The organism is Bradyrhizobium japonicum USDA 6 (genome assembly GCF_000284375.1).
GTDB classification, from domain to species: domain Bacteria; phylum Pseudomonadota; class Alphaproteobacteria; order Rhizobiales; family Xanthobacteraceae; genus Bradyrhizobium; species Bradyrhizobium japonicum.
Genome location: NC_017249.1, coordinates 8354345 through 8375541 on the forward strand (window position 1 = coordinate 8354345; position 21197 = coordinate 8375541).

Annotated in this window: 15 protein-coding genes and 3 pseudogenes; 3 read left to right on the top strand and 15 right to left on the bottom strand. The window is 58.3% G+C overall.

Annotation, left to right across the window (positions count from 1 at the left end):
- Positions 1–4: 4 nt before the first annotated feature.
- From BJ6T_RS38690 to BJ6T_RS38755, 13 genes and pseudogenes are all read right to left on the bottom strand, one after another.
- Positions 5–1519, bottom strand: a pseudogene (locus BJ6T_RS38690) (Kae1-like domain-containing protein); the annotation flags it as partial.
- Positions 1520–1781: 262 nt separating this feature from the next.
- A protein-coding gene (locus tag BJ6T_RS38695; RefSeq protein ID WP_085967575.1) for an IS3-like element ISRj2 family transposase occupies positions 1782–2911 on the bottom strand; the annotation gives its coding sequence in 2 pieces (ribosomal slippage) (positions 1782–2659 and positions 2659–2911; 1131 coding nt in all).
- Between the two features lie 37 nt (positions 2912–2948).
- Positions 2949–3302 (bottom strand): hydrogenase nickel incorporation protein HypB, encoded by a 354-nt coding sequence (hypB, locus tag BJ6T_RS48875; protein ID WP_011084543.1) that lies wholly within the window; start codon positions 3300–3302, stop codon positions 2949–2951.
- On the bottom strand, positions 3248–3550 hold the full coding sequence (locus tag BJ6T_RS48880) for a P-loop NTPase family protein (protein WP_014497976.1): 303 nt from the start codon (positions 3548–3550) through the stop codon (positions 3248–3250). Before BJ6T_RS48880 ends, hypB begins: the two co-directional genes overlap by 55 nt.
- A gap of 209 nt (positions 3551–3759) precedes the next feature.
- Positions 3760–4101, bottom strand: a complete 342-nt coding sequence (gene hypA / locus BJ6T_RS38710; RefSeq protein ID WP_011084541.1) for a hydrogenase maturation nickel metallochaperone HypA — start codon at positions 4099–4101, stop codon at positions 3760–3762.
- Positions 4094–4447 (bottom strand): nickel-dependent hydrogenase large subunit, encoded by a 354-nt coding sequence (locus BJ6T_RS48885; RefSeq protein WP_014497978.1) that lies wholly within the window; start codon positions 4445–4447, stop codon positions 4094–4096. Before BJ6T_RS48885 ends, hypA begins: the two co-directional genes overlap by 8 nt.
- 835 nt (positions 4448–5282) lie before the next feature.
- Positions 5283–6139: pseudogene (locus BJ6T_RS49770) on the bottom strand (hydrogenase expression/formation protein).
- A gap of 572 nt (positions 6140–6711) precedes the next feature.
- Positions 6712–7002, bottom strand: a complete 291-nt coding sequence (locus BJ6T_RS38725; protein WP_011084536.1) for a HypC/HybG/HupF family hydrogenase formation chaperone — start codon at positions 7000–7002, stop codon at positions 6712–6714.
- A gap of 2 nt (positions 7003–7004) precedes the next feature.
- Positions 7005–7603 (bottom strand): annotated as a pseudogene (locus tag BJ6T_RS38730) (HyaD/HybD family hydrogenase maturation endopeptidase).
- Positions 7604–7637: 34 nt separating this feature from the next.
- Positions 7638–8330: a Ni/Fe-hydrogenase, b-type cytochrome subunit gene (gene cybH, locus BJ6T_RS38740; protein WP_014497983.1), complete on the bottom strand. Its 693-nt coding sequence runs from the start codon at positions 8328–8330 to the stop codon at positions 7638–7640.
- Positions 8331–8334: 4 nt separating this feature from the next.
- A complete protein-coding gene (locus BJ6T_RS38745; protein WP_011084532.1) occupies positions 8335–10125 on the bottom strand; it encodes a nickel-dependent hydrogenase large subunit in 1791 nt (596 codons plus the stop codon).
- 13 nt (positions 10126–10138) lie between these two features.
- Positions 10139–11230, bottom strand: coding sequence for a hydrogenase small subunit (locus BJ6T_RS38750; RefSeq protein ID WP_014497984.1), 1092 nt, complete (start codon positions 11228–11230; stop codon positions 10139–10141).
- 635 nt (positions 11231–11865) lie between these two features.
- The gene (locus BJ6T_RS38755; RefSeq protein ID WP_011084530.1) at positions 11866–12477 is read right to left on the bottom strand and encodes a molybdate ABC transporter permease subunit; all 612 of its coding nucleotides are present in this window, start codon (positions 12475–12477) and stop codon (positions 11866–11868) included.
- A 1107-nt stretch (positions 12478–13584) separates the two neighbouring features.
- On the opposite strand from BJ6T_RS38755, the gene dctA reads away from it, so the two are divergent.
- Positions 13585–14901 (top strand): C4-dicarboxylate transporter DctA, encoded by a 1317-nt coding sequence (gene dctA / locus BJ6T_RS38760; RefSeq protein WP_011084529.1) that lies wholly within the window; start codon positions 13585–13587, stop codon positions 14899–14901.
- Positions 14902–15023: 122 nt separating this feature from the next.
- Here the strand turns inward: dctA and BJ6T_RS44715 are convergent.
- Positions 15024–15784 (bottom strand): IS5 family transposase gene (locus BJ6T_RS44715; protein ID WP_110115998.1). Its coding sequence is split into 2 segments (ribosomal slippage): positions 15024–15445 and positions 15445–15784, totalling 762 coding nucleotides; the frame shifts between segments, so codons are not numbered across the junction.
- 75 nt (positions 15785–15859) lie between these two features.
- Positions 15860–16924, bottom strand: coding sequence for an IS630-like element ISRj1 family transposase (locus tag BJ6T_RS38770; protein ID WP_011084514.1), 1065 nt, complete (start codon positions 16922–16924; stop codon positions 15860–15862).
- 878 nt (positions 16925–17802) lie between these two features.
- Here BJ6T_RS38770 and BJ6T_RS38775 point away from each other — a divergent pair.
- The gene (locus BJ6T_RS38775) at positions 17803–20472 is read left to right on the top strand and encodes a PAS domain-containing protein (protein ID WP_011084527.1); all 2670 of its coding nucleotides are present in this window, start codon (positions 17803–17805) and stop codon (positions 20470–20472) included.
- Entirely contained in the window at positions 20469–21152 is a 684-nt protein-coding gene (locus tag BJ6T_RS38780) for a response regulator transcription factor (protein WP_011084526.1), read from the top strand. The genes BJ6T_RS38775 and BJ6T_RS38780 overlap by 4 nt, the downstream gene beginning before the upstream one ends.
- Positions 21153–21197: the final 45 nt, after the last annotated feature.

Consider the following 21197-nt stretch of genomic DNA (forward strand, 5'->3'; position numbering starts at 1 on the left):
GCCCGGCGGGCGGCTGTTGAGCAATCTTTAGAGCCGCAATCCAGGCCTGGCCGAGGCTCAAACCGCCGTCATTGGGCGGCAGCCGTCGCGGTACCAGGGGGGTAAGACCGGCATCGCTGCACCCCCGCGGGATTTTGTCCGCCAGCACCGCGTTCAGGAAGCAGCCGCCGCTCAGAACCACGGTATTGATGCCGGTTGTCCGCGCAGAGCGTGTGACCCAGTCAACGCAGGCAGCGGCTAACGTGCCATGAAACAGCCCGGCTCCTCCGGCAGCGTCAATGTCATCAGCAATCAAACGTGAAAATAGCGGACCAAGGGACAGCACGCCGCCCTCGATCGTCCAGCCGGCTTCCAGAATCGTAGTACCCCGCACCAGCGCTTCGAGCTTCAACGCTGCTTCGCCGTCATAGCTCTGCAGATTCGCAATACCTAGCAGCGCCGCTGCCGCGTCGAACAACCGTCCCGCACTGGTCGTGGTGGTCCCGCCCGGCTGATCGAGCAAGTCCGACAGACAGCCGGCTTGCCGCTGCGCGGCAAAGCGCTGCCCGATTTCGTTACCCCGGCCGAGCCCGTGTAATACTGCGCTGGCCATGCGCCACGGCTCGCGGGCTGCACGATCTCCACCCGGTATCTGCAGGGGCGCTAAGTGCCCGATGCGCTGGGACGACGTCTCTTCGCACAACAATAATTCGCCACCCCAGTTACCGCCGTCGGAGCCAAAGCCATGGCCATCGAGCACCAGGGCAAGCGCAGGTCCCGCATGGCCGTGCTCAGCGATTACTGCGGCAGCGTGTGCATGGTGATGCTGAACCGCGACTAGCGCGCGAGCATTTGCTTCCGCAAACCGGGTAGAAGCCATATCGGGATGCAAATCATGGGCGACGGCGACAGGCTCCACGCCGAGGCTCGATGTGAGGTGCCGGATCGTCTTCTCGAACGCACGGATGCTTTCGGCCGTATTTAGATCGCCAATATGCTGAGAGACGAACGCTTGGTCGTCCCGCGTGATGGTGACGGTCGACTTCAGTATCCCGCCGACGGCGAGCACGGGCGGGACAGACCTTGCAAGCCGAATTGGCTCGGGAACATAGCCGCGAGCACGACGGATGAATTGGTCCCGGCCAGCGGCCACCGAAACCACGGAATCATCAGCGCACGCCAAGATATCGCGATCATGGGTCACGACCAGGTCGGCGACCCCCTTGAGCTGTCTCAACGCCTCCACGTTATCGATCAGCAGGGGTTCGCCGTAGAGATTTGCACTGGTGACAACGATGACCGGGCCAGCCTCTCCACGCTGCGGCAACGCGGCAATAAACTCAGACGTACGGTGCCCCTCGACCTCGATGAGAACGCCCTCGGGACCATTGATGACAAATCCCGCCAATCCGTACCGCATGGCTAGTCCATAGACGTAGGGACGAAAGCCAACCCCTTGCACTGCTCCACTCACGCGCACGCGCAGTCGCTTTCGATCGCAGGTGGCTGCGGCGCTCATCGCCTTGCGTCCTCTAAGGCGCGCCTCTGACGGCGCGCCTGCCTGTTGATCCAGGCGTAGAGCGCGCCAAAGCCCTCGCCAGTACGAGCCGAAACGACAAGCACGTCAATCTTTGGGTTGACCCGTCTGGCATACTCAGAGCTGGCCCCGGTTGTTTGGACAGCGCCGCGCTGGATTTAAGTGGATTCCTGCCGGGTTATGCTGAACGCGGGGCTTTACGATTTTGTCGTTGCGTCGGGAGGGCGTAGCCCGACCAGAGCGACGACAAAATCGTCGGCGACGGTCATGCGGCCATCACCATAGCTTGCGTGCCGAAGTAAGCCTCGTCGGGCGTGCGCCCGTCGAGGCTCGAGTGAGGGCGTCCCTGATTGTAGAAGGCCAGATACTTGGCAATTGACGCTCGCGCCTCGGACACGCTGTCGTAGGCGCGGAGATAAACTTCTTCGTATTTGACCGTGCGCCAGAGCCGCTCGACAAACACGTTGTCGCGCCAGGCGCCCTTGCCGTCCATGCTGATGGCGATCTTCGCGTCCAGCAGCACATCGGTGAACTCGAGGCTGGTGAACTGGCTGCCCTGATCCGTGTTGAAAATCTCGGGCCTGCCGTGCTTCGCCAACGCCTCCTGGACCGCTTGGACGCAGAAGGCCGCCTCCATTGTGATCGAGACGCGATGGGCCAGGACCCGTCGGCTGAACACATCGACGACCGCCGCGAGATAGACGAAGCCACGCCGCATCGGAATGTAGGTGATGTCCATTGCCCACGCATGGTCGGGCCGCTCGATCTTCAATCCGCGCAACAGGTACGGGTAGATCTTGTGACCCGGAGCCGGCTTGCTCGTGTTCGGGCGACGATAGACCGCCTCGATCCCCATGCGCTTCATCAGCGTCGCGATGTGGCGGCGACCGGCGTATACGCCCTCCCGCCGCAGCAACGATCGCAGCATACGCGCTCCCGCGAAGGGATAATCGAGATGCAGCTCATCGAGCCGACGCATCAAGGCAAGGTCCTCGGCCGAAACTGGCCGAGGTTCATAGTAGACCGTGCTGCGAGCCAGCTTCAGGACCTTCGCCTGGCGCACGATAGAAAGATCATGACCGCGGTCGATCATCGCTTTGCGCTCAGCAGGCCCGCCTTGGTGAGCGCGCCGGACAAAAAATCGTTTTCCAACGCCAGCTCGCCGATCTTGGCATGTAACGCCTTCAAATCGACCGGCGTCTCGGCCGATGTCTTGTCATGCCCAAACACGCCGGCGGCGCCTTCCAGGAGCTGGTTTTTCCAGATCGTGATCTGGTTCGGATGAACATCAAACAGTTGCGCCAGCTCCGCCAGTGTCTTGTCTCCTTTGACCGCAGCCAAAGCAACCTTCGCCTTGAATGCCGGAGAATGCGTCCGGCGGCTCTTCTTCGTCATCTTCGCTCCTGATTCGCAGCAAGAATCCTCGCCGCTGTCAGGCAGAAAATCCACTCAAGCTACTGTCCGAATTTGCGAGGCCAGCTCTCTCGATGGTCTTTTCCAAATCGAATTCAAGCAGCGGCGCCAGATCGATCTTGTTGATCACCACGAGGGATGAAGCAGCAAACATATCAGGACATTTGAGGGGCTTGTCTTCACCTTCCGTAATCGAGAACACCACGATCTTGCAGGCCTCGCCAAGATCGAAGGCAGCGGGACAGATCAGATTACCGACGTTCTCGATGAAGAGAATGCCGCCTGAAAGCAGGGGCAAGCGGCGATAAGCTCCGCCGATCATTGCAGCATCGAGATGACAATTCTTGCCGGTATTGATTTGAACGGCTGGCACGCCGACAGCCTGAATACGTTCAGCGTCGTTCGAGGTCTGCTGGTCGCTTCGATGACACCGACCGGGCGGCTGCGCTTGAGCTCGGACGCGGCACGGACCAGCAGCGTCGTTTTACCTGCACCGGGACTGGATAAAAGATTAAACACGAGAACGTCATCGGCAAGGAAGAGGGCCCGGTTGACCGCCGCAATCCCATTATTCTTGCCCAGGATATCGCGCTCGATCTCGATGACCTGCTTTCCGCTCATGCCCCCGACCCTTGAATCAGCCGAGCCGGCGCCGCCGCTCGGAAGCGGCTGTATGCCATGTGCCTGATGGTGGGCCGGCCGGCGAAGAGGAGAATGGCCATCGCAAGAGTCCCGCACATGGTCATTGTATCGCTCGTGGCTCTTCGCATCATTTGTCCTCGAGTGTTTGGTCGTCGGTGTACCTTCCGTGCAGCCGCAAACGGTACACATCAATCGATCTCCAGCGCTTTCACGCGCATCTGTTCGCCCGCGGTTACCTGCAACTGATAACTGCCGCAGCAAGGACAGCAATCGCCCCGGCGTGCAATTTCAACGCTCTTCGAACAGCTCATGCACCAGGCAACGCCCGGTAGTTCAACGATATTAAGCGCGGCGCCTTCGGCAACGGTCCGCATTGCAGCGACAGCAAAGCAGAACCTGATCGCTTCAGGCGCGGCATGACTCAGCGTTCCCAATTCCAAACAGACGCTCCGCACCCGCGAAGAGGATCGCTCCCGTACCTTCTCCTCGACGATCTGAATGATCCCCATGCAAATGGCCATTTCATGCATCGTGAAATTCACGAAAATTGAGAGTGAACCCGACGCACGGATCCAGCGACGCAATCACCGCGTGGACTGCATCACAGCGCCGCGGAGCTGTCAGCACGGCGCCCTGCAGGTTCCGTACAAGCGGTCCGCGCTTATGGAAATTCCACTCCGTCGGCGCCAGGAATTCGAAGCGAGATATCCGGCCGTGAGCGTCAAGCTCAACAGCGTGGTAGAGACGTCCCCTGGCGCATTCGACCGCGGCCGCTGCACGACCGGGCCCAAGCTTATATCTTTCGATAATCCCATGCTCTGCGGTATCCGGCTGAGCGCCGGCCTCAAGCCAGGCACATAGCCCGGACGATTTCAACTATTCTGGCCATCAGCCGCTCGGCCGCACCGAAGGGTCTCAGCAAGAACCGATCCCGGGTCATTTGGCGCGCCCAAGGACCCGTCTCGGGCACATGTCCTTCCAGATCCGGACAATCGCAAAACGTCGAATCATCCCCGAGCAATCGCTTCGCGATGTTGAAGTCGTCAGCAGCGGACAGGAACGAGTATGCTGCCGGAGCCGACTTCAAGCCGGCCTCATGAAGCGCCGCGACGCGAAGCGACAGTGGGCTGCCGGACCTGAGCGCGCGTCCCTCATTCGGTACGCCCAGCGCGGCCAGCGCCGCCGCGATCCGCGCTGTTGCTTCCCGTTGAGGGGGGGCACGAGGCTCGCTGGGCGGAGCGAACAAGCGCTGACAATTCCGACATCAGGGAGCGGATTGCTGCCGCACTGGCGACCTCTAGCGTGAGATGTCCGGCAAATAGGCCCCGTGCCAAATCCATGATGCGCTCGGTAACGATCAGCGCAATACGATGCTGTTTTTTTTGCGAGGGTGATCACTTCGTCGCGCGCCGTTTCGATCGCGGTCAACAGTGCGGTTTGCTGCGCAGCGGCACATAACGCGAAGAGCCGCGGCACTGCGTTGAGCAGTGACGAGGCCTGCTTTCCGGCGAATATCCGACCCAGCGGCGGCCGGACTCGCGGCTGGATCTCGACCGAGGCGACTACGTCGGCAGCTAGCAATACGCGGACATGGATTTTGTTGCTTGCAGTGAGGTTCATGCGCAATGCTGCCCCCTCCCCCCGCGCAAGCTATGATCCATCCGAAGGCGCCGTCTGTGGGATCGCAACTGATGTCGAGTGCCCGAGCGCATCATGTGAAGTACGCCTCGAGAATTTCCTGCACGCGTCCGGCAGAGTCCTGGAAATCCTCGTCGGCAGCCAACGCAACAATCGGCACGCCCCCGACCTCCACCGTATCAAGGATGATGTTGTCCGTAGAATTGAAGAACTGCACGGACCAAACATTCCTAGTCCCGGTCGCCTGCACTCTGCAGGCACCGTAGCCCCGCAACATGAGTTGGACGGGTCCGTTGCCCAAGCTTTGCTGCAGGAATGTCAAGTCGACAACGCTCATTGGCAGTAACGTCAGATTGATGACATGCGCATTCATGCAAAATTGCCAGACGCTGGCCCGCTCGCGTATTTCGGCCAGCACCGGTTGAACGTTCATCGCGCCATCCGGCGGCGTGTCAATCAGAAGTTCGGTTGATGTCAGGTCAGTTGCGGCACGCCGGACAATCTGCGGAATCGCTCCAACCTCGACATATTCGTGCGCCGGTTCGGTTCCGATGCGCACGCGCCAGATTCCGGCATGCACGGACTCCCGGATTTGTGCCAAACTGCCGTCCGGCAACGCAACCACCCGGTCACCTCGCCTTCCCCGAGCAATTCGTCAATCAGCTTGCGCTCGGCATCGCTGAAATTTGCGAGTCCGTACAATTGTGTCGGATCACCGCTTCTCTGACCCCCAACAGCAGCAGCGACATTTGACATTAGCAGGGCAGCGTTCGGATACTTCCTTGCACGTTCGTCGCAAACCCGCCAAACGCGATTGACAAGCGCACTTGTCGCGCCGCGATAGAATACATCGAGAGTTCCAGAACCTGTGGTAAAGCCGCTCGCCGCGCGGCCGGCGCCGCCAGATACAACGGGGATCGCTGCTTTCACGATGCGATGTTCCATTGTCTGTGTCGAGGGGTATTGCACTTGCCGGCGCCGGTGCTGCCGGCGAGTGCCCAAAGGATCGGTGAGGAGATGCGGTTGATCGTGAGCAAACGATCCGGTCTCTTGCCGATCAGGCAGAGTATATTGTTCCTCGGGGATAGGCGCGGCGTCGACAGTCTACGCTGGCCGGGCCGGCCGGTCAGTGTGCCACCAGGGCCGCGCGAGGGTGCTTCACTGATCCGCAGAATATGTAGGGGATCAGCCGCCGGCAGCGGCATCAAGGTCGCCTTCCTGGGAACGTGCGCGACCAGGCGCGCATCGGCGCTAACGCCCTCCACGTCGTCGGACGGAGCGGGCCGTGTCAGAGCATGCTGAGCCGGCTGCAACTTCATCACACTCCTCTCTGATCATGATCGGTTCTGCCAGCATGGCGGTTAGCAAGGCGCATGCCAATCATCTCTAGGTGCGCGAGTCGCGTTCGACCCAACGGCGTAGCGCCTGACGTTGTCCAAGCCGATGGTCCTGCGACTGGAATCCGGTCTATGAACCCCAGCCGGTGCAAGGGAGCGGAAGCGCTAGCGTAGGTGCTCCGGCAATTGCGGCTCGTGACCGATCAAGTCCGCAAAGAAGCGATCGCAGCTCTGACCGTTGAGGCTGGCCTCAAGCCCGTCAAGTGCTTTGCAGATCAGCCTTGCTTCGTTTTCGTCCAGGAGCCGCACTGCGCTGTCGATATGAACGAGCACCTTGGCGCCGGCCCGTACATCAGCGAGCAGCACGACGGAGATGCGCCGCTGCTCATTGCCATACTCGCATAACGCGGTGACACCGTCGGTCTCGACAATCGTCATTGGCAAGCCAAGGCACATAATCAGCCGCAGGCCGCTAGATCGGCTCTGCCTTTCATTTCATAATTCGCATGGTCAATATTGTTCGCCAACAGCCGTTCTGATGCAGGCAGCGGCGCACTCCGCGGTTTTGCCGGCGAGTCCCACTGCTCTAGGAGCTTACAGGCCAGTCTAATCGCGGGGGGAATCTGAAAGCGCACCGGCGCGGTCAGCGGACCGCCCCAATTCTCCAGATCCATCGGCTGGCAGCCGATAAGAGCGAGCTCTCGCGGGCGGCGGCCAAGCAAATCGGCCGCGCTCAAGACCTCCTGGAAGCCCATCTGATGCAGGCTCACCTTCTTGGCCCCCGTGAATTTTGGCACTTCGTCATCTCGTACAAGCTCCAACTGCCCGGGCAGCAATCCATAGTCGATGGCGTCGAACACGATCAGGCAGTCGGCCCCCTCAAGAAAACTAACGAGGTAGAGCCCCTGGGTGCCGCCATCGAGAACGGTGACGTATCATCGACCGCGTAGCTACGATGAAACTCCTCGACCGCACGCACACCGAATCCCTCATCGGCCCACAGAATATTGCCAATGCCGAGCACCAAAATCCGCTTTTTCTCTGTTGAATTGAGCATCCGCTTCCCAGTCAATCGCCAAACCAATGCTCACCTACTTGATAGAAGGGAAGCTGCGGCGCGACACGACGTCGTCCCAGAGCACCGCGTAGATGTGGACCAGCGCGAACATCACGATCACCCACAGGCCGAGATGATGCCAGGTGTGAAAGTCCTGGCTGTTCGGCCAGAGTGAAAACACCCAGCCGAACACCTTGTACTGCCAGCTGTCAGTACCGGCACCTTGCCCGTAAAGTGCAAAGCCGGTGACGACCATGAACGTGATCGTCTGCGTAAACATGAAGAACATTGCTAGCTGAGCAAGGCGGTTGTGCCCGAGGCCCCTTTCAGGCTCAACCGCAAGGAACGAATACCGGCGAATCTCGTGGTGCAACTCCCGCCAAAAGCACCGGCGCCAAAGCGGCACGCAAAAGATCTGCATGGCGTGCGCGTTTCCCATCAAGGCCCAGTAGATACGCAGAAGAAAGCCGGCGCTGAGTACATATCCCGCCGAGAAATGAGCAAAGCGGATATAGCCGAATAGAAAACCGCCGCTTGCCATTCCCCATATCGCCGGTGTCCCGGTTCCAATAAGATAGCCTGTTAAACTCAGTACCAGAATCGCGGCTGCATTAGCCCAATGCCAGAGTCGCACCAGCGCATAAATGTGGGCGGTGCCCCCACGGATGCTGCGACCAGCCAGTGCCGCATCGGCGGCGGCAAGAAACTTCTGAGCCCTGTTCCGCATGGGCCTAACGAACTCTAATTGAGGCCATTTCTTGACCCTCATGACTCATCACGTGCGTCGAGCAAGCCAAGCACGGATCAAAGGAGTGGATGGTGCGCAAAATCTCCAACGGGCGCTGCGGATCGGCCATCGGAGTGCCGATCAGCGAAGCTTCAAAAGCGCCAATATTGCCGCTTGAATCGCGAGGAGATCCGTTCCATGTCGTCGGCACGACACATTGATAGTTGTCAATCTTAGCGTCCTTGATCGTAATCCAGTGCCCGAGCGCACCGCGAGGCGCCTCAGTGAACCCGTAGCCTTTGGCTTCCTTGCGCCAGGTTTCCGGCCTCCACCTGCTGATATCGGCAGTTGCCGTGTTGCCCGCCTTGATGTTGATTACCAGCTTATCCTGGAAATGGCGCATCTGATGCGCCGCCCATTGGCATTCGAGCGCCCGCGCCGCAGTACGGCCAAGGGTCGAGAACAGCGCAGTCACGGGAAGATTGAGCCCCTTGAGCAGTCTCTCGGCGGGCTCCTTGAACTCGGCTTTGCCTTGCGCATAACCGATAATGTATCGGGCCAACGGCCCAACCTCCACGGCGCGGCCGCGCCATCGCGGCGCTTTGATCCAGGAATATTTGCCGCCTTCGTCGAGTTCTTTAATATCTGTCTTGCTGCCTTTGAGTTTTGGCCCAAGTTCAAAACTCGGCTCGGTGATACCATCCCAGGGAAGCAGTCCGCAGCAATGGCCGGGGTATTTATACCATGAATGCGCGACGAATTCCTGGATCTGTTCGGGATCACCATGGTCGATCGGCAATATCTCCTTGAGATTGCCATCAAGAATGACCCCGCGCGGCAGCTTGAAACTCTCGCCGGAACAGTCATTGGCCTTTTCGGGGATATCGCCATAGGACATCACGCTTTTGCTCGAAAGACCGCCGCCGTGGAGCCAGTCCTTATAGTACGAAAAGATCGCGGCAATGTCGGGCAGATAGACCTGCTCGACAAACTCGATCGAACGGTCGATGATGGAGGATATAATGTTCAGTCGCTCCATGCCGATTGCGCCCACCGCTCCGATTCCGTCGATGTTGATCGCGCACGGCACGCCGCCCACCAGCCAATTTGGATGCGGGTTCTTGCCGCCATAAATCGCTTGGGTTTTGACGATCTCCTTCTGGAAGTCGAGTGCTTCAAGATAATGAGCTACCGCTATCAGGTTCGCTTCCGGTGGCAGTTTGTAGGCCGGATGCCCCCAATAGCCATTCTTGAACGGACCGAGTTGCCCTGATCCGAAGAATTTGCCGAGCCGGATCTGTAGATCCTTGAAATAGCCAGGGGATGACAGCGGCCAGGGCGAGATAGATTGCGCCAGTGTAGAGGTCGACTTGGGATCGTCCTTGAGGGCGGAGACCACGTCGACCCAATCCAACGAATGGAGGTGATAGAAATGTACGAGGTGATCATGCACGAGCAGGCACAGCTGCATGATGTTGCGGATCGAATTTGCATTCTCCGGAATCGTAATTCCTAGTGCATTTTCAACCGCGCGCACGGAGGTGAGCGCATGGGTACCGGTGCAGACCCCGCAAATCCGCTCGGTGAACGCCCATGCGTCGCGCGGATCGCGCCCACGCAGGATGACTTCGATGCCACGCCAAATCGTCCCGCTTGAGACTGCATTGCGGATCACATTGTCGGAATCGAGATTAGCTTCGATGCGCAGGTGGCCTTCGATGCGAGTCAGCGGATCGATAACGATTCGCTTGCCGGAACGATCGAGATTGAACCCATTCGGCGTCTGGACGGCCACCGTCGTTACCTCCTCAACTCGGCTTGCCTTTGTGGGCAGGGCGATCCGGCCGGTGCCTCAACCGCTTCGCGGCGGTGACCGCCGCGTGGGCAGCGACCGCTAGCCCCACCACGCCGGCAGCGGCCATGCCGATCTCGTCGGCGTTCTGCTCGATGCCGAACTGCTTGATGGTCGTGAGTCGGTCGTAAAATGACCCTTTATCCCAGAAGCCATCTTCGGAGCAGCCGAGACAGCCGTGGCCGGATTGAATGGGAAATGAAACGCCGCCGTTCCACCGAAGGGCCGAACAGGCATTGTAGGTGGTTGGTCCCTTGCAGCCCAACTTGTACAAGCAATAGCCCTTGCGTGCGTTGGTGTCGTCCCACTCTTCGACGAATTGACCAGCGTCGAAATGGGACCGCCGGTAGCACTTATCGTGAATGTGCTCGGAATAAAACATACTTGGACGCCCTTGGTGATCAAGCTTTGGAAGCTTTCCGAACGTGGTAATGAAAGTCACGAGGCCGCTCATGACCTCTGCGATCGGCGGGCCCCCGGGCACCTTGATGAAGGGCCTGTTGGTGATTAACTTATCGATCGGCACCGCGCGAGTCGGATTTGGCTTGGCCGCCTGCACGCATCCCCAGGACGCACACGTGCCCCAAGCGACGATCGCCATGGACTCTTCCGCCATCGACGTGAGCTTTTCAACGAACGGCTTGCCGCCGTCAATGCAGAACATGCCACCCTCGTTCAAGGGCGGGTTACCTTCAACGGCAAGCACATATCCGCCTTTGTACCTGGCACGGGTTTCCTCCAGGATGGCCTCAGCCTGGTGTCCTGCCGCCGCCATGATCATATGGTCATAGTCGAGCGAAATCATCGACAGCAGCGCGTCCTTGATCAAGGGATGAGCCGAGCGGATAAAGCTTTCCGAGCAGCAGGTACACTCAAGCCCGTGCAGCCAGATGACGGGCACTCGCGGTTTGGTTTCCAGGGCGTGCGCAATACTGCTTGCACCAAGCCCCAAGCTCGCGGCCGTGAAACTGCAGAATTTAAGGAAACTGCGACGCGTGATACCCTGTCGTCTGATCACGCCGTAGAAGGTTTCCGTTGCATCACCCATGAAACCTTCCAAGCGAGTTGTCGCCAGCGTTACGATTGGTGATGTTCGGCAAGAAACAAGCCAGCAGAGCGAAACACCTGAAAGATAACAAGCCACCGCTTTAAGATTTTCGGCTTGTCGAATCCGGCCAGCGTCCCAGAAGCTAGGCCATTGATCTGCTACGCTATTGGTGTCCAGTTTTCGACGTCGATGTGAGCACTTTAACAAATCAAGCCGATCGTTCACCGCTGAAGGGAACTACGCTCCTGCAGGCGGCACTCATGATGCCGATTGTTGAATAGAATTGGTTCAGTCGACGGGCACCACATTGCCCGGCCTCAATCAAACTTGCCGATCGCTGACCAACGGTGCGTTAAAGCGCTCATAATCGAACCTAATGCAGGCAGCACGTACCAACGCGGTTGCCGAGCAAGGAACAGAGCCCGCAAGGGACTGAGAATGTGGTGCGCACGTTGGCTTGACTTTAGGTCTGATTTGATCCGATCTCCAAGGGGCTCGTCGCCTACGGGGCTGTGCGCGGCGACAGGCTGGACGTTTAGAGCGATCGCCCTGGCAAACCTAAGATGATTCGTTGCCTCGCCCGGTACAATGTCTGTCGATGATGGCTAAGGTGAAGATTGTCGCAAATGCGAACATCACCATACCAGCGGCAACCACACTTCCTCGTGCCAGCGCGGCTCTTGGACGTAGTCCACGACATAGGCCGACAACACCTTGGTGCGTCCAGGAATATTTCCGCCGATCATCATCACGACGCCGAATGTGCCTATCGTGTGAGAAAATCCAAGCACGGCCGCTTTAACGAGCTCCAGTCGCGCCAGCGGTGCGATGATAGCAACGAAGCCATACAATGGCGAAACACGCCCTGTCATTTCCAACGGGTGATCGCCAACCGCAAGAAAGGCGTTACGTATCGGCTGCACGACCAATGGCAGCGCCGAGAGCACCGATCCGACCACGATCCCGACGAAGGTAAGAGCGAGCGTGCGCTCGCCCCAGAAAGAGGCGAGAACGCCGCCGGGTCCGTCGGGGCCGAGCAGAACGAGTACGCAAAAGCCGAGAGCCGCTGGGGGTAGTACCAGCGGAAGGGCAATTAGCGCAGCGACAGCCTCGCTCAGAAAAGTCTTTGAACGCGCCAGCCACCAGGCGAGGGGCACACCAATCACGAGGAGGATCACGGTCGTCACGCTAGCGAGCTCTATCGTGAGCGCAATGGATTGCGAGATCTCTGACGAATCAAAATCCATGTGCGTCAGCCCGCCAACGAGCGCAGGTCGCCGTATCGCGATAGTGATTGCCTGCACGTCGGGCTGCCCAGCGATGTGGTGCGAATAGCCATTTGTTCGTGCGGCAGCTCGCTCTGTCCCCCAAATTTACGCGCACCGTTTCTGCGAGCAAGAGCAGCATCGCAAGGCTCATCGGCAACTCCTGTGACAAGTCCGCTTCGTCCCACCCGACGGCGGCAGCTTCTCATTTGTCATCAGCAATTCGAGTGCCACGTGCGAACAGCGGCGGCGCTATGCTTATGTGAAAGCACTTTGCGTAGACGCCGACGTCACCGTGGAGTGGACCTAACGCTTTGTCAGGTTTCTGGCATCTTTGTTTCCAAGCGGACAGCAACAGCCGCCCAACGAAAACGGCAGACTCGACTCGAGAAATGCCTGTTTGGTTTGTCGGCGGCTCAAATCCCGTGCTCGCAGGGCCGGTAGCTGAACCGATCGCAAGAAGCCTGCCGGTCGGCAGCTACGCAAACGAAGTAGCTGAAAACTCGTCGTAAGGCTGGTTCGGCGACGCGGCAAAGGCGCGAGGGGCCGCGAGCGACGGCCGCTCCCCTGACCGGCTTAGCTTGCACATCGTCAGCACAGGCGTGGAGACAAACGCCGCGTCATCGACGAGATTGGCCGCTTGCGGAAAAACGCAGTCATCCATCAGAGGTCCTACCCGGGCAACGCAGCTCCTAGCCAGACTTCCATTCGGTAAATGCGTTCAATCCAAAATAGCAATTTTACCAACTGCACGTACTGCTGCACGATCTCAACACTCCAGCATTCCGCTAATGCGCGCTACGCTGCAGCCTAATGTTCGACCTTGCGAACACGGCTAAGAGCACTCAAGCCGATGCCACCGAAGGGAGGCCATTGTCCGCGACTTTTTAGTCCGCCGCAGTTTGGGATTTGGTGCATATCTTGCTTAGCGAGAAAGGACAACGCAACTAAACGCCTGCCTTTGGAAAGACGCGCCGGCTCTCGGACGCGTCTTCAATCGCGCAAGGCTATAATGATTAGTCTCGTATGACACTGTCGCCTCTCACCGAGCCGCGGCACACATTCGAGTATATTCGGGAAGGAAGCGTCATGACCACCATGGCAACCGCGGCGCCTGTGCGCGCGTCGCAAGCTTGGTATAAGATACTCTACGTCCAGGTGCTGATCGCAATCCTAATTGGCGCCATGGTTGGCTGCCTATGGCCGTCTGTCGCCACAAACGACTGGGTCAAGGCGCTCGGTGATGGGTTCATCAAGCTCATCAAGATGGTGATCGCGCCCATTATTTTCTGCACCGTCACGTCTGGCATTGCGCATATTCAAGATGCCAAGAAAGTCGGGTGCGTCGGCGTCAAGGCGCTGTTCTATTTCGAGATCGTCTCCAGCTTTGCCTTGCTGTTGGGCCTTGCCATGGGCAATCTGGTCCGGATTGGCCATGGCCTTGCGGTCAAACCGGATGCTGCGGCGGTCGCCAATTACGTCAAGCAGGCGGAAGCCTCGAAAACCGTCGACTTTATTCTCAACATCATTCCCGATAGCGTGGTCGGCGCCTTCGCTCGCGGCGATGTTCTGCAGGTTCTCCTGTTCGCGATCCTTTTTGGCTTCTCGCTGATGGCGTTGGGAAAGCGTGGCGAGCGTCTGCGCGGCATGATTGACGACGTCGCGCACGCGGTGTTCGGGGTAATAGCTATTGTAATGAAAGCGGCCCCGATCGGCGCCTTCGGCGCCATGGCTTTCACAGTCGGCAAGTTCGGGCCCGCAGCACTCGGCAATCTGATCGGTCTGATCGCGCTGTTTTACGTGACTGCTGCCCTATTCGTAGTAGTCGTGCTTGGTCTGATCGCCCGCCTCGTCGGCTTTTCAATCTTCAAGTTCCTTATCTATATTAAAGACGAGCTTCTGATCGTGCTCGGTACTTCATCCTCCGAAAGCGCGCTCCCTCAATTGATGGAGAAGCTCGAGCGGCTGGGCTGCTCCAAGCCGGTGGTCGGGCTGGTGGTGCCGACTGGCTACTCCTTCAACCTTGACGGCACCAATATCTATATGACACTTGCAACATTGTTCATTGCCCAGGCACTCGGTGTCGATCTCAGCTTTGGCCAGCAGCTCACGATCCTGCTAGTAGCAATGCTAACTTCGAAGGGAGCAAGCGGCGTCACCGGCGCAGGCTTTATCACGCTCGCTGCGACATTATCGGTAGTAAACCCAGCTCTGGTGCCGGGCATGGCAATCGTGTTTTCTATCGACAAGTTCATGAGCGAGGTGCGCGCCCTCACCAACATCATCGGCAATGGCATCGCGGCTGTGTTCGTATCCTGGTGGGAAAGCGAGCTCGATCACGTGACGCTGCAGACTCGGCTCAACAAGTCCACCGCTTCCACTACTATCGACACTACAAGCACATGAGGTAGGTCCCGGATCTGAACCGCCGCCATTCGGACACGAATACTCCCCCTGCGCTCTCCGGCGCACAGCATTATTCCGCGCCGCAGCCAGGGCAGCTGCCCCTGAGAGGCTAGGGTCCAGACTCAATTGAGCCAATATGCGACGAGAGCGGCGAGATGAACAGCGGCCAAAAAATTACGGGCGAGCTTGTCATATCGCGTGGCGATGCGCCGGAAGTCCTTGAGCCTGCAAAAGCAGCGTTCGATGACATTTCGTCCTTTGTAGGCGCGTTTGTTGAAGCGATGGATGACGACACGGTTAGATTTATTGGGGATTACGGGCTTGGCGCCACGACGAATGATTTCGCCGCGAAGCTTGTCGCCATCATACCCTTTGTCGGCGAGGAGCACGCTCATGGGTGGCGCGAGCGCCAGGACATCGGGAGCCGCAGCGATATCGGCATCCTGGCCTGGAGTCAGATGCAGGACGACCGGCCGGCAGAGCGGATCGCTCAGCGCATGGATTTTTGTCGTGCGGCCTCCGCGCGAGCGGCCGATTGCTTGATTGTGCTCCCCCCTTTTCCGCCGGAGGCACACCGGTGAGCTTTAATCGAGGTCGAGTCGAGCGACAGTACGACGCCGTCTTCGCCAGGCTTGGCCAGCGCTTCGAAGATTGCGCACCATCGTCCTCGCTTGGCCCAGCGATTGAAGCGATTGTAGATCGTCGTGTAAGGGCCGTATTCACGTGGACAATCACGCCATCGTGCACCCGATTGCAGCATGTGAATGATGCCGCTGACGATGCGTCGGTCGTCGTCCCGATCCGGCCCCGTCAGTCCCCTCGGCAGATGCGGTTCGATACGCGCCCATTGCCTGTCGTTCAGCCAAAACAAACCAGCGCGCATTCTCTCGCCCCCGAATCAACACGTAGGCAAGAGAATCACGTGGCGCTATTTAGGTACAGACCCTAGTACCCGGAATCAGAGCTGAGTGATACGGCGGCCTTTGAAACGGCGTTGACGGACCTTTTTCTTGGTCCAGACGAAGGGCTCGGCTCTGTCGTTGTATGCGTTGACGTAGGCATCGATGTGTTCCTGAAGCTGCTTGAGGCTCGTGAAGGAGGTGCCGCTGAGCGACTGCCCCTGCAAGATGGAAAACCATACTTCGACCTGATTGAGCCATGACGCACTTGTCGGCGTGAAATGAAATTGCACGTTGGGGTGGGCCTTGAGCCAGTCCTCGTTCTTTTTATGGGTGTTGAGGTTGTCGAGGATGACGTGAAGCTTGCGGTTCGGAAAAGTCGCGGTGACGCTGTTCATGAAATCGAGAAACTCGACGCGGCGCCGGCGTTTTGAATGGGTCGCGATGATCTTTCCGGTGGCGACTTCGAGCGCCGCAAACAATGTTGTGGTGCCATGCCGCTTGTAATCGTGGCTTTGGCCGGTTAAGGCGCGGCCATTGGGCAACTTCAGATAACCCTGCGCTCGCTCCAAAGCCTGGATCGAGGGCTTCTCGTCCACGCACAGCACAATGGCCTTCGCCGGCGGCGCGACATAGAGGCCGACAACATCGGCGGCTTTGGCCGTAAAGTTCGGGTCGTTGCTCTCGCACCAGGACTTGCGAGCCACCAGGTCAATCTTGTGGCTGCGCAGGAACCGCCAGACATATTGGACATCGACATCGCCCAGCGCCTCGGCCAGCAGGGGGCCGGTCCAGCGCGCAAACCCTTGCGGTGGCGGCTTATCCAGCAGCTTCAGAATCCGCTTGTCGGTCGTCTTCGTATAGATCGGCTGCTTGCCAGGCCGCGGCTTGTCTTGCAGCCCTTCAAGGCCATGGTCGGCATAGCGATGCCGCCAAAGGCTGACAATCCGCGGCTGGACCCCAACTTCCTTGGCGATCGACCGGGTGCTGCGCCCATCCGCCGCCAACAGAACTATCCGCGCCCGCTTCAAATCGCGCTGCAACGTCACCGGTGAGCGACAGCACGCCTCAAGCACCTTGCGATCTTTCCTCGAAAGGTGGACTTCTCTTGCTTCGGGTATCATCCCGACCTTGAATCACGACTCACGTTCCAAGAAAAGTGGGTACTAGCGAGAAAAGAGGCAGGAGCTTTTTCAGGGTTTCGCTTTCGCACTCAAGGGCTACCGGCCATCTGAACGCTTGTGCAACATTTTTGCCAAGCCGATGACGGGACTGACGGACTAGGTATTGGTCCGCCTACGAAGATCCATATGCACGTCGCTCCACTTGCCTCACGCGATTAAGGACGACGTAGGGATCCTGCGGACGCAGCTTGTCGTTCTCGTTACGATGCGCGCTGCGTTAGCAGAGCATGGTGGGTGTGATCAGCGTGAATGGCACTCGACAAAGCCGTGGCGAGTCATACGAGGCTGCCCTGCGTTCTGCGACGCCGCTCGCTTCCAGCGGAACCAGTTTTTCGCAGCTAAAGCGCGATAAGATTGGAACGAATCATCATCGCGCGTAGGACTCGCGCGACTCCGGCTTCTGTGTCGGCAGGCGAACTTGCGCTTTCTTCGCGGGAGCGGCTGTGTCGGGGAGACGAGTCATTGGGCAGCTTTTTTCTGATCCTTGCCGGTCCGGAGGCGCGCCTTCGAACCTATCGGCTGAACTGAAACCACTGTCCTCATTCCGCGGCCTAATGGGGCGCATTGGCCGTAGGCTCGAGCGATGCGCAAAAGCGGACGTTTCAGCTTCGACTAAAGTCGCGTCAGCGACACCTACTGAAGGTTTAGGACAAATATACGTATGTTTATAATGCGTTTTTTCCCCGCGCGTGCTGAGTTCGGCAGCCGATGATCGATCTTGCACACGCTATCATGCGGACCCAAGTGTTCAAGATTGCCTCATTTTTGCCTAAAATGCTATAGCTCTCCCGCCGGATAACAGGCCGGACGGTCTCAAAATGTATAGGATCAGCAGTTTCAAACGTTCAGCCCCTCAGTTGACCTTGGGCAGCATAGCGCTAGCCGCGGTTACACTGACTTGCGTGTACTTTCAGGCGCATTTCGCCGCCGCGGCGTTCGCCTATTTGTTAGTAGTCTTACTATTTTCGTTGATGGGCAGCTTCATTGCTTCATCAGCGCTTTGCATCGTCGCAATCGCTGCTCTCGCATACTACTTTGCGCCGCCGGCGTTTAGTTTACGAATCGATGATCCCCGCGATGTTCCTGTGGTTGTTGCATTTCTTATTGTCTCTGTTGTCGGAACGTACCTGATTGGAAAACTCCGCCAGGAAAGAGAGGCTGCACGTGTGGCTGCGGCCAAGCTTCAGCGGAGTGCCTCGGATTTGGAGGATCGTGAAAAACGGTGGCGCGCAATTTTCGAGCACAATCCAGCCATGTACTTCATGGTCGATGAGGCCGGCATTGTCCTCAACGTCAATACGTTGGGCGCGACACAACTGGGATTTGCTTGTGCAGAACTATTGGGCCAATCCGTGCTCGACGTATTTCTGGAGGAGGATCGCGCATTCGTCCGCAAATGCATTCAGACGTGTCTTGAGGATGTTGGACAATCGCGCACTTGGGACGTCCGGAAAGTCAGGAAGGACGGTTCTGTATTGTGGGTGCGTGAAAACGCCAAGGCCATGCTTTGGGCCGGCGACCGCCCCGTCATCCTCATGGCGTGCGAAGATATTACGGAGCGCAAGCAGACCGAGCTTGCGCTGCAGCGGAGCGAAGCGCATTTGGCTCACGCGCAGGAGTTGAGTCATACAGGCAGCTTCAGCTGGAACGCCTCTACCGGCGAGGCCTTCTGGTCTAAGGAGACATTTCGGATTTTCCAAATCGATCTTCAGACGACACCGGCGCCACAACTCGTCATTGAGCGCACGCACCCAGATGATAGGGCTTCTGTCAAAGAGATTATCGATGAAGCGATGCGAGACCTGAGGGATTTCGAGCACGAGTACCGGCTGCTGCTACCTGACGGCTCCGTGAAGCACATCCATGCGCAGGCACGAGTCACGCGAACCGCCTCTGGTGAAATTGAGTTTGTTGGGGCAGCCACCGATATTACGGCAGCTAGGCGAGCAGAACAGCAGTTGCGCCGAAGCGAGGCCTATCTGGCCGAGGCTCAGCATCTCACTCACACAGGCAGCTGGTCCTGGGACGTCCACACACGAGATTTCGTTTATCGCTCCGCTGAGGTCGACCGCCTGTTTGGCTTTAACCCACAAGAGCCGGTTTCGCTAGAGACTATTCGATCGCGCATCCATCCGGAAGACTTGCCAGGGTTGCAGGAGGTGCAGCGTCAGGCGATTGACCAGGAGCACGAACGGTTCGAATATGATTTCCGTGTTATTCTGCCAGATGGCGGGATAAGGCGCATACACTCCGTTGCACACGTTGTCGTCGGCAGCGATGGTAATGTCAGCGAGCTGATCGGAACACATATGGATGTTACCGAGCAACACGCAGCTAGGGAACGCTTGGAAAACACGCTTGTAGCGCTGCGCGAGAGCGAACAGCGCTTTCGCGACTATGCCGAGACTGCTTCCGACTGGCTCTGGGAAACCGGGCCAGATCATCGGGTCACTCACTTGTCCGAGCACACCAGCGCTGCGGGAATTTTGGCGACAGGGTTAACGGGCCTGCTTCGCTGGGACATCGCGTGCGACATGGAAGAAGAACCGGAGAAGTGGCGTCAGCATCGGGCGACGTTGCAGGCACACCTGCCGTTCCGGGATCTCATCTACCGTACCGTAAATAGGATGGGATCTCCGATCTACGTCCGCACTAGTGGCAAGCCCTTCTTCGACGGAAACGGAAATTTTTTGGGCTATCGCGGCGTCAGCACTGACATCACCGCTACCATTCGCGCTGATCAGGCCGAACAAGAGCTGCGAAAGGCACAGGCGGAGCTTGCACATGTGACGCGTGTAACGACCTTGGGAGAAATGACAACTTCTATCGCCCACGAGATAACCCAACCACTCGCCGCTATCCTCAGCAACGCCGATGCGTGCCTCGGCTGGATGGCTCGCGATGTTCCCAATCTTGCAGCCGCGCGCTCTTCAGTCGAATGGATCATAGAAGATGCAATCCGGGCAAGCGAGGTGATCCGTAGTATTCGCGCACTCGCGAAAAAGGGCGAGATCGAGATGGTGCCGCTCGACATTAATCAGGTGGTTAGGGACGTCAGCGCGCTGGTAACACGAGAGCTGGTGAGCCACCAAGTGACGTTGCGAAGCGAGTTGGCGTCTGCGCTGCCTAGGGTCCTCGGTGATCGAATTCAGCTACAACAAGTGATCATCAATCTGGTGATGAACGGAATCGAGGCCATGGACGCAGTTACAGACCGGCCGCGTGAACTTCTGATTCAATCATCTACGGACGATCTGGGGTACGTGCAGCTTTCCGTGACCGATTGCGGCGTCGGGATCGCCGAGAATGACGCGGACCGCGTCTTGGACCCCTTCTTCACCACCAAATCGAGCGGCCTAGGAATGGGCCTTTCGATCTGCCGGTCGATCGTGGAAGTTCACGGAGGACGAATTTCAGTGGTTCAGAAAAATGGACCGGGCGCGACGTTCCAGTTTGCCCTTCCGCTGCATAAGGAGGCCATCTCGTGACAGGACGATTTGACTGGAGAGGCCAAGGCGGACATACCGAGGCTTCGACGAAGGCAATCGTCTTTGTCGTCGAGGATGACATCTCTATGCGTCGCTCGCTTACGAACCTTTTTCGATCGGTAGGCTTGGAGGTCGTGGCGTTCGGATCGGCCCGTGAAATGCTGCAGAGCACAATGCCGGACGTCACAAGCTGTCTAGTTCTTGATGTCCGGCTGCCGGGCCTGAGCGGCCTTGACTACCAGACCGAGCTCGCCAGGTTGAACATACACATCCCAATCATCTTCATTACCGGCCATGGCGACATTCCCATGACCGTCAGGGCCATGAAGGGAGGCGCGGTCGATTTCCTCAGCAAGCCCTTCCGCGATCAGGAACTGCTTGATGCCGTCGTTGCGGCGACCGAACGCGATCGCAAAAGACGAGAAGCTCAGCGAACCGTGGCGAACCTGAAATCTCTATTTGAGACCCTAAGCCCGCGAGAACAGGCAGTGATGAAACTGGTCGCGACGGGGCTGATGAACAAGCAGGTAGCCGCCGAACTTGGGCTCGCCGAGATCACCGTCAAGATCTACCGGGGACACGTAATGAAAAAGATGCGTGCCCGCTCGCTGGCTGACTTGATCAGAATGAGCGAGACGCTCGGAATTAGCGCCAATCACACTGAACAAACCCAAGTATGATTTTACAATTCCATCACTTAAGCCCACTTTCGCGAAAGTGGCTGA

Bases quoted from the DNA above. Each gene is read 5' to 3' on its own strand.
- BJ6T_RS48880 (WP_014497976.1), bottom strand. From the start codon at position 3,550: ATGAGCGGAAAGCAGGTCATCGAGATCGAGCGCGATATCCTGGGCAAG.
- BJ6T_RS38725 (WP_011084536.1), bottom strand. From the start codon at position 7,002: ATGTGCCTTGGCTTGCCAATGACGATTGTCGAGACCGACGGTGTCACC.
- BJ6T_RS38775 (WP_011084527.1), top strand. From the start codon at position 17,803: ATGTATAGGATCAGCAGTTTCAAACGTTCAGCCCCTCAGTTGACCTTG.
- hypA (WP_011084541.1), bottom strand. From the start codon at position 4,101: ATGCATGAAATGGCCATTTGCATGGGGATCATTCAGATCGTCGAGGAG.
- cybH (WP_014497983.1), bottom strand. From the start codon at position 8,330: ATGCGGAACAGGGCTCAGAAGTTTCTTGCCGCCGCCGATGCGGCACTG.
- BJ6T_RS38750 (WP_014497984.1), bottom strand. From the start codon at position 11,230: ATGGGTGATGCAACGGAAACCTTCTACGGCGTGATCAGACGACAGGGT.
- BJ6T_RS38755 (WP_011084530.1), bottom strand. From the start codon at position 12,477: ATGGATTTTGATTCGTCAGAGATCTCGCAATCCATTGCGCTCACGATA.
- BJ6T_RS38770 (WP_011084514.1), bottom strand. From the start codon at position 16,924: ATGATACCCGAAGCAAGAGAAGTCCACCTTTCGAGGAAAGATCGCAAG.
- dctA (WP_011084529.1), top strand. From the start codon at position 13,585: ATGACCACCATGGCAACCGCGGCGCCTGTGCGCGCGTCGCAAGCTTGG.